Below are 7,982 nucleotides of genomic sequence, written 5' to 3' on the forward strand. Positions count from 1 at the left end.
CTCCTTCCCCTTGTCCTTGAAAAGCGTATAACTTTACTTTAGGGTCATTGATTTGCTTCCAATCGCGGTAGAAGAAGTCTTGCCCCTGATTGTAATCCATTAGGGCAGAGGTTTTGCCTTTGTCGGCATTTTTACCTTTGAAAGGGTGTTCGAGTTTAAAGATGCCGTGCCCCAGTTCGTGGGCTATGGTGCGCGTGCATTGGTGCTGTAAACAAAACCATATTGCCCACCTAATCGCATATAGCCGTGATTGCCTGTGCCGTCGTTTACCAAAAAGATGTAATAAGTGTTCTCTTTTGGCTTTCTGTTGGTTGTAAATTTAGCGATGACTGCATTTTGTTCAGGGCTATAAGTAGAAAGGTTGCCAAACTCGTTTTCTGTTGGCAAAGCCGTTTTTGAGTTGATCACTAATATCAAAAGGTTCAATATGTCAAAGAACTTTATTTGCTAAAAGAAACATTTAGTATCTACTTCTTAATCTAAAAATGAATTCATATGTATTAATATTAAAAAGATAATGATAAATCCACAGACTTCGTTCATTTTCCCAAACCCACACCTCTAAATGATTCTCAAATTCTCTAATAAAATTATTCTTATTTGAAATTATCTTATTTATTTGTAAAAAACCTCCTCCTTTTTTACCATTAGGTAATATAGGCGTTGTTAGTACCTTCTCTATTTCTGCTGTAGGAGTGTATATTACAATGTTATTTGGAGCAGGGAAGGATGCTTCTGCCGTTTGATATTGAATAAAAATCTTATCTTTTTCTATAAGAACATCTCCAAATTCTTTTTTTAGAAAACATATCTCATATTTCTTATTCTTATAATTCCATTCAATAGCATCAATTGCCATTCTATTGCCAAATCGTAATGCTTGATCTTTTTCATTAGGATTTTCATAATTGAAAAAATAATCTTTATTATTTTCTCTTTTTTTGTATAATACATTAGTAATCATATTATTCTAATATTTTTAGATAAGGTTCTCTCTATTGTATTATTCGCTTTTTCTGCTCTAATGTTCAACCAACCAGACACCTTTTTTCTTGAGATAAACAATAGGTTCTTCCTCAAATTTAAACCCTTTTATGGGAGTTCTTTCTTCCCATACATCAGTAACTTCGGTTACAAACTTATCATAGGGAACATCAACACTATTGTCGTTATAAATATGAAAACCTATTTTACGTTTTGTTTCTAAATCTGGAAATAGAATAACTGTGTTATCTGCGATATTAGATAAATCATATTTCCCTTCTTTATAATTACAGTATGTTCTCACTCTATAGGCTGAACTTATTTTATTTTTAGATACATCTATAAACATTTTATCTTTGAGTTCTACTTCATCATAGTTTTTAAAACCTAATAAGTTTTTTCTTTTCTCTACTTGAATACGGTATATTCCTTTTTTAACTTCCCAAAATCGACCATCAGTGTCCAAGTACTTTGCATAGAAATCATTTTTAATTCTTAGCATATTTATTTAGATATAAATTTTCCCAAATCTTCATTATAAACTCCTCTTAATCTTTGAGTCCCATCTTAAACACTTCCCAAATTTCGTCGCCATCTATAAATTTAATTCTTTCAGGAAGATTCCATTCAGGAACACCTAATCTACCATTATTCCCAGAAGTAAATCCTGTAGAGGTAAAAGGAAATTCACTGCGAGAAGCAAGCTTCTAACTTACCTATCCTGCTCTAATGTTTAACTAACCAGATACCATTTTTCTTGAGATAGACAATAGGTTCTTCTTCAAATTTAAAACCTTTTATGGGAGTTCTTTCTTCCCATACATCGGTAACTTCACTTTCTTTTATTTCGTATATAGGGTCATAACCTTGCTTTGGAAAATCATTAAAGAAAATCATAGCTTCCTCTAAAGGACATAATATAAAAATATCATTTTTTATTACATTCTCTACAAAAAACTTTAATCCTTTATAAAGAGCATAATAGTAAATACTATAAGCACTTATTATTTTTGTATTTTTGATAACTAACCCATAATAATAGTCATATTTCTTAAAATGATATTTATTTATCAAAGAAGTATCTTCTGTTATAAATAACCAATCTTTCTCTTTCTGAAGTCTTAGTAAATTATCATTCAAATAACCAAAATCTCCTTTTCTTCCTATAGTTGCCATAATTATTTTATTTTGTAAAATCTTTCAATATTATTTTCTTCTTTAAACACTCCTATTAGTTCCTCAGTTCCATCAGGTTTAATCCTCCAAATTTCTGCTCCTATTTTTGGGGAAACACGCTTATCTAAAACATATTCTGGTATACCTAATCTACCATTATTACCTGATGTAAAACCATTTCGAGTAAAAGGATATTCACTTGTAAATCTACTATCTATAGGGATTACTAAATTATCCAACTTTTCTGTTTTAAATCTTATAGTATAATAATATTTATCTCCAGCACTAAACAAAGTTTTTTCATAGTCTAAACGCAAACCATAATAGTAATCTTCAATAGTTTTTAAATGTTTTGTATCTACTGCTCTAGCCACAGAGCCTCCAATAGTGTTATAAGTTCCATCTAAATATTTATTAGCCATATCTTCTGTGATTACTTTCTGCATTAAAGTATTTTCATCAGGTTTAGGAATAGCTTTTCTTATTCTGGTAAGTTTCTTAATTTCATTAGGAGTCAAGGCATTGGCGTGTTTTTGCATCATATAATGAAAATCATCCATTGTGAGTCCTTCTTTCTTCAGTAAATTAGGCACTATCCAATAAACTCTCTACTTGAGAGAGTAGCTATTTTATTTTCCCAACAATTTACAATTATTCATAAGGCTTCTCCAAGAATAATTGATACATCTTTTTGTATTCCTCAAATAATTCATCTAATCTATATTGCTTGTACTCTTGAGTATCTTTTACTTTCTCTATTAAAGGTTCAAAAATTTCAAAGGGAACATGACCTATTCTTTTAAAGCTTTCATATTGATTTACAAGTTCTTTTTCACAAAAAAGCATCGATTTTATTCTAAAGAAAAAACCTTCAAAAGAACTAATATCTGCCTCTATAATATTTAACGAATCCTTTATCTTTAAATATATTTGAAAAACTAAATTTTCATATAAAAAAACTCTTTCTCTCTTTTCATTGTAGATAAAATATTTTTCAAAATCAAGTAGGTATTTTTTCCGCTTTATAAGTTTTTGGTCATCATCTAACAAATTCCATTCTTTTTGTTTAAGTAATAGATTTATAATGGATTCCTCATTCCCCGAATGTTTAAACTCTAATTGATACTGATTATAAATTTTATTAATTGATACTATATCCATCTTATTTTTCTTTTATAGTGTATTTTGTTAATTTTATTGGTTTAGCTCCTTCTAAAAGAACATCATCAATATTCGATATATAGGATTTGTCAATCTCTATTAATTCAAACTTTGTATTACTTTTATGTAGGACTTCCCATTCTATAGCATCAGAAAATTTATCTATCTTTTTCCCATTTTTAGAAATTACTTCTACTAATCCTCCTTGCTCTGTTTTATTTATATTAGAGTAATAAAATTCAATTGCTTTTTCCTCTTCGTTACTTGTTGATAAAAAGTTTTTATAAGTAATCACATCACCAATCTTATTCTGCTTTCCCCCAAACTTTTTCAAACAGAATTAAATAGTTATCAAGATTAAGATTCCTATATTCTTGAGAATCCTCTTGCTTTATCTCTTTGAATAAATTTTCTATGATATTTATATCTACTTTTCTTATTTTATAAAGATTTTTTATACCCATTTCATCTATAAAATCTTGTTGTATATTAACTAATATGCAAAGTCGTTTCAGATAGATTTTATCTGTATACATTGTATTATGAATAATATTCTCTCCTATATCATATAGTTTAATAACATTTTTTTCATATTCTATATTGATATTTTTATGAGATTCTCTTTCTAAAAAAGATATTGCAAATTTTCGTTTGTTCTGTTTCTCCTTTTTTGACAACAAATTCCACTCTTCTTCTTTTTTTAAAATTTCAAGGAGTCTAATTTCTTCTATAGGAACCTTTTGTTCCTTTAAAAACTTTATTTCTTGCTCTAAATTCATCATTATTCAATTTCTTTTAGATAAATTTCTTGAATCAAAGGATCTGATTCATCAAATCGTGGCTTAAATGTTTTATTTTCTATTATAAATGTTCTATCTGACTTTAATAATATCTCTCCTTCAAAACCTGATTGTGAAATATTAGCTATTGAAACACCAGACTTATGCTCTATAATTAGGATTGTATTCCCATTATTTCTATACATAAATAATTTGCAACATCTTTATCTAATGAAGAAGAAAGAAAACTTTTTTCTGTAATTTTATCTCCCTTTTTTAATGATGAAAAATATTTAGATCCTTCTTTGCCTAAGCCTCTATATACAGGTAGGTTTATTATACTTAAGTATTGTTTAATCTTTTTGTTGCTTAAATAACATTTTCTAATGTTCTTGACCTTCTGTTCACTCCATCTCAATATTTTTCGTGCAGGATAAGTATATTCAATTATATTACCATTTGTAACAATAATTCTCCTCCGTAAAATTAGCATAACCTAAATTCAATAAGATTCTGTCTCATTAAATTTTTCTTTTAATTCTTTCAGATAATCTAAATAATTTTGTCTCTCTATATCATTCATAAGTTTCCATTGAATATCTTTTATTTCCTTAGTTATCTTTATTAATTCAACAAACATATTTACATTCTCCTTTACAAAAAGATTATATTCTTTTTCACTTGAAAATGAGTAACTATTAATTGTTTTCATAAGTTGGTCTTTCCTCTCTTTTAATAAAAGAAGTTCTTTTTGATAATCTTTCATATTATAATTCTTTTAACCAAATTGTTTTTATAGGAATCATATAATCTTCTGGGTTAGGAGAAAAACCTACTTTTTCCACTTTAAATATCGTCTCAGACTTAAATAATATTTCTTTTTCAGATGGTAATGTTGAAAGCCCTTCTATTAATTTTCCATCCTTTCCTTCTATTCTTATTAAGACAGTATAAGGTCTATTCCTCATAGCTTCAATAACAGCATCTTCTGAATATGTTGCAGAAGTAAATCCTTTTGTTTTTATTATGGAACCTTGAACATATAATTCTGAAATTTTATTTTCAGATAAATCTTCAATTCTATATAAAAGACTATTATTATGATTAGATGTTGGTAACTTTTTCAACGCCTGATTCATTAGTTTTTTTTGAGAGATATAAAAATCAGTCATAGGTATTTCACCTCTTAGAGCTCTATTAAAATTCTTATATCCCTCTTTGGTTGTATGAAATCTCAATACAGCTTCTTCCTCTAACGAAAGCTCCTTAGTAAATTTTCTTGCGACTTTTCCATTTAGTAATATCTTGTATTTTAATTAATTTTCTCTATATGTATATAATGATATTTTTTTTCTTTTGATAGAGAAAAGACCCCTTCTTTTTCCAAAAAGTAATTTATAAAATCATAATCAAAAACATAACATTCATCATATAGATTAGGAATTTGAAATTTATTTTTTAAAGAGATAGGCAAACCAAAATTATCTGTCAAAATATTTTTATCCACATTCTCTTCTCTAACATAATTTTGAACAATAGATAAATTCATTCTACCTCTTTGAAATATAGCCACTCTACCTTCTCCCGTTGTTGATTGATAATATACTAATAAAATAATAGTTAGATACTTCTCTGACAACCTTCTCAAAAACTCATCATAAATGTATAGTGAATAATTGAATTGCACCTCTATTTCTATCCAATTCTCATATTCAGATGAAATAATAATAGTCTCTTTGGGCGCATAGAGCCACCACTTTGGAGTATCTAAAAATTCTATTCTTTTTATAGAATAGAACGTTTTAAACTCATTAATAATATTATCTATATTATCATTTTTTACATAAATATTTGAAAGAGTTCCCATAACAAGTTACTTTATTATTTTTCCTAGTTCATCTAATGAATTTACTACGATTACATTTTTCTGTTTGATTCTATTAATCATATTTAATTGCGTATTTGTGGCTTCAGACATAGGTTTGTCTATATATAAAATCACTTTCTTTTGTTCTGGATTACAAAAATTATCCAACTTACTATTTAAGAATTTATCAAATTGATTTTCTTTCACAGCACTAAAAGATGTTTTTACCTCAATTATTTCATCTAATGTAGAAACGTCTATATCTGTGATGTTTGGTTCTATTTTTTGTCCAAATCCTAATACTTCTTTTCTTCTTTTAACAAACTCTCCTACTTTACCTTCTGTTATTTTACCTATATTATTAACATTAGTGTTATTTAATTTTTTTGTTGCTTGAATAGCATTTTCTATGTCCTTAGCCCTTTGTTCACTCCATCTCAATATCTTCCCTGCAGGATTAGTGTATTCAACCTTATTACCATTTCTAACAATTTTACCAAGAATTTTCTTATTTCCTTTTGTTATAGTTTTCCTCACCTCTTTTCTTGCTTTTTCAACAAAAGTATCTAGTTCTTTGGTGTCTACTCCTTCTTTTTGCAGTTTAGCGCTTACTTTAGGCAAATCATCTAATATAGCTACTGAGAAGGTCGCTAAATCAGTAAGGGTACTTATAGTACTCCAATTCTTCACAAACCACTTGCCTCCGGCTCCCATATTTTCTATTTCTTTTCTATGGGATTCATTTTGCATATAAGCATTTAACGACAAATTTACTATTTCAATGGTCGCTGCTGTTTTCAGTATTACACTTGCTCCCTTTACAAATAGTCCTCTTGAAGCTCCATATAACCCTAAGAAGTTAGATGCTATTTCTATTGTTTTTAAAAGGTCTTCCTGATTTTGTTTCTTTGATAAATGATAAATATATATAATAGGTAAAACATCAACTTTAGGTGTTGTTGAATTTTTATAAAGATAAACAGTAGCAACATCTAATAAATTTTCTTTTGAAAAATTACTTAAGTCAGAGACGTCTAATTCTGATGGGATTCCTTTATTTAATACTGTAACTTTCCAAGATTTTATAAATTTAGAACGATTATGTTCTTTAATATTTTTGATCTCTGTAAAGAATCTATAATCACCTGTCTTAAATAGCCCTAAAAAACAGAAATGTCTGAGACTTTGTTCTTCTGCTTTACTATACTTATCTGTTAATTGAAGAAGTTTATTGAGATAACGCATTACATTATCTCCATCTATTCCTGAATATAAATCATAGACTACTTCTTGATGATTATACAATTGGTTATACAAATACTTATCATCTTTAAAGCTATTGATAACATTAAAGATAGCACTTTCTTCGTTCGTTCCTGCCTTATCAATACTTCCTTTAGAAAGAGATTGTAAATATTTCCATAGTGTCTCATCTGAAAGTTCAGAAATGATAAAACTTGGAATATCCTCAAGCAAAGCATCTATTTTGTTATAATCATAACCAGCTTTTCCAAATGCCTCTTTGTATAGTTTAGCTATATATCTTTTGCTTTCCCCTGTAATTTCAAAGCCAATGTAATTAAGGATTTCTTTTAATGCGTGATATCCTTTTGTTTTGATAGTAATAGCAGGCTCTTTTCCTTGGGCATAGTAAACATACATAGAAAAAACAGCATTATACTCGTTAAATTCTACAGAGTATCCTGTTCTTCCTACAATATTCCCTACAGTAGATAGGTTCAATTTCCCCTTTTTATCATTGCAATAAAGTCCTACTATTTTTACTTTCTTATTTTCTTTATTTGTAAAATATTCATCTAAACGAGTTTCTGAAGAATATTTTTCTAAGTTATAATCTTGCTTAGCAGGAGGAAAATTTACTTCTTTATTCTTGTTGCTTCTAAGAAAATCCAATATTTGTTGTAATGAGTAAACTAAATACTCTCCTTCCCCTTGTCCTTGAAAAGCGTATAACTTCACCTTAGGGTCGTTGATTTGCTTCCAGTCGCGGTAGA

The 7,982-nt window shown here is 28.2% G+C and carries 12 protein-coding genes and 1 pseudogene; all 13 read right to left on the reverse strand.

Annotated elements, in window-relative coordinates:
* Positions 1-183: 183 nt before the first annotated feature.
* Complete coding sequence (locus HMPREF9078_RS12220; protein WP_232305328.1) at positions 184-417, reverse strand: hypothetical protein; 234 nt, start codon at positions 415-417, stop codon at positions 184-186.
* Positions 418-460: 43 nt separating this feature from the next.
* Positions 461-964 carry a hypothetical protein gene (locus tag HMPREF9078_RS09115; protein WP_009420401.1) on the reverse strand — a complete coding sequence of 168 codons (504 nt, stop codon included), beginning with the start codon at positions 962-964 and terminating at the stop codon, positions 461-463.
* 57 nt (positions 965-1,021) lie between these two features.
* A complete protein-coding gene (locus HMPREF9078_RS09120; RefSeq protein WP_009420402.1) occupies positions 1,022-1,486 on the reverse strand; it encodes a hypothetical protein in 465 nt (154 codons plus the stop codon).
* Positions 1,487-1,710: 224 nt separating this feature from the next.
* Positions 1,711-2,160, reverse strand: a complete 450-nt coding sequence (locus tag HMPREF9078_RS09125; protein WP_009420403.1) for a hypothetical protein — start codon at positions 2,158-2,160, stop codon at positions 1,711-1,713.
* Positions 2,161-2,162: 2 nt separating this feature from the next.
* Positions 2,163-2,720, reverse strand: coding sequence for a hypothetical protein (locus HMPREF9078_RS12225; RefSeq protein ID WP_034543437.1), 558 nt, complete (start codon positions 2,718-2,720; stop codon positions 2,163-2,165).
* A gap of 91 nt (positions 2,721-2,811) precedes the next feature.
* Positions 2,812-3,321 (reverse strand): hypothetical protein, encoded by a 510-nt coding sequence (locus tag HMPREF9078_RS09135; protein ID WP_009420405.1) that lies wholly within the window; start codon positions 3,319-3,321, stop codon positions 2,812-2,814.
* A 1-nt stretch (position 3,322) separates the two neighbouring features.
* Positions 3,323-3,655, reverse strand: coding sequence for a hypothetical protein (locus HMPREF9078_RS09140; RefSeq protein ID WP_009420406.1), 333 nt, complete (start codon positions 3,653-3,655; stop codon positions 3,323-3,325).
* Positions 3,627-4,103 carry a hypothetical protein gene (locus HMPREF9078_RS09145; protein ID WP_009420407.1) on the reverse strand — a complete coding sequence of 159 codons (477 nt, stop codon included), beginning with the start codon at positions 4,101-4,103 and terminating at the stop codon, positions 3,627-3,629. The genes HMPREF9078_RS09140 and HMPREF9078_RS09145 overlap by 29 nt, the downstream gene beginning before the upstream one ends.
* On the reverse strand, positions 4,103-4,306 hold the full coding sequence (locus HMPREF9078_RS09150; protein WP_009420408.1) for a hypothetical protein: 204 nt from the start codon (positions 4,304-4,306) through the stop codon (positions 4,103-4,105). Before HMPREF9078_RS09150 ends, HMPREF9078_RS09145 begins: the two co-directional genes overlap by 1 nt.
* A gap of 296 nt (positions 4,307-4,602) precedes the next feature.
* Entirely contained in the window at positions 4,603-4,866 is a 264-nt protein-coding gene (locus HMPREF9078_RS09160) for a hypothetical protein (RefSeq protein ID WP_009420410.1), read from the reverse strand.
* A gap of 1 nt (position 4,867) precedes the next feature.
* Positions 4,868-5,404: an ADP-ribosyltransferase gene (locus HMPREF9078_RS09165; protein WP_083477093.1), complete on the reverse strand. Its 537-nt coding sequence runs from the start codon at positions 5,402-5,404 to the stop codon at positions 4,868-4,870.
* An 8-nt stretch (positions 5,405-5,412) separates the two neighbouring features.
* Positions 5,413-5,967, reverse strand: a complete 555-nt coding sequence (locus tag HMPREF9078_RS09170; protein ID WP_009420412.1) for a hypothetical protein — start codon at positions 5,965-5,967, stop codon at positions 5,413-5,415.
* Positions 5,968-5,973: 6 nt separating this feature from the next.
* Positions 5,974-7,982 (reverse strand): annotated as a pseudogene (locus HMPREF9078_RS12020) (hypothetical protein); the annotation flags it as partial.

The sequence above is a fragment of the Capnocytophaga sp. oral taxon 380 str. F0488 genome (assembly GCF_000318255.2).
GTDB classification, from domain to species: domain Bacteria; phylum Bacteroidota; class Bacteroidia; order Flavobacteriales; family Flavobacteriaceae; genus Capnocytophaga; species Capnocytophaga ochracea.

Coding starts and splice junctions, on each gene's coding strand:
- HMPREF9078_RS09115 (WP_009420401.1), bottom strand. CDS start 964: ATGATTACTAATGTATTATACAAAAAAAGAGAAAATAATAAAGATTAT.
- HMPREF9078_RS09120 (WP_009420402.1), bottom strand. CDS start 1,486: ATGCTAAGAATTAAAAATGATTTCTATGCAAAGTACTTGGACACTGAT.
- HMPREF9078_RS09125 (WP_009420403.1), bottom strand. CDS start 2,160: ATGGCAACTATAGGAAGAAAAGGAGATTTTGGTTATTTGAATGATAAT.
- HMPREF9078_RS12225 (WP_034543437.1), bottom strand. CDS start 2,720: ATGGATGATTTTCATTATATGATGCAAAAACACGCCAATGCCTTGACT.
- HMPREF9078_RS09135 (WP_009420405.1), bottom strand. CDS start 3,321: ATGGATATAGTATCAATTAATAAAATTTATAATCAGTATCAATTAGAG.
- HMPREF9078_RS09145 (WP_009420407.1), bottom strand. CDS start 4,103: ATGATGAATTTAGAGCAAGAAATAAAGTTTTTAAAGGAACAAAAGGTT.
- HMPREF9078_RS09150 (WP_009420408.1), bottom strand. CDS start 4,306: ATGTATAGAAATAATGGGAATACAATCCTAATTATAGAGCATAAGTCT.
- HMPREF9078_RS09160 (WP_009420410.1), bottom strand. CDS start 4,866: ATGAAAGATTATCAAAAAGAACTTCTTTTATTAAAAGAGAGGAAAGAC.
- HMPREF9078_RS09170 (WP_009420412.1), bottom strand. CDS start 5,967: ATGGGAACTCTTTCAAATATTTATGTAAAAAATGATAATATAGATAAT.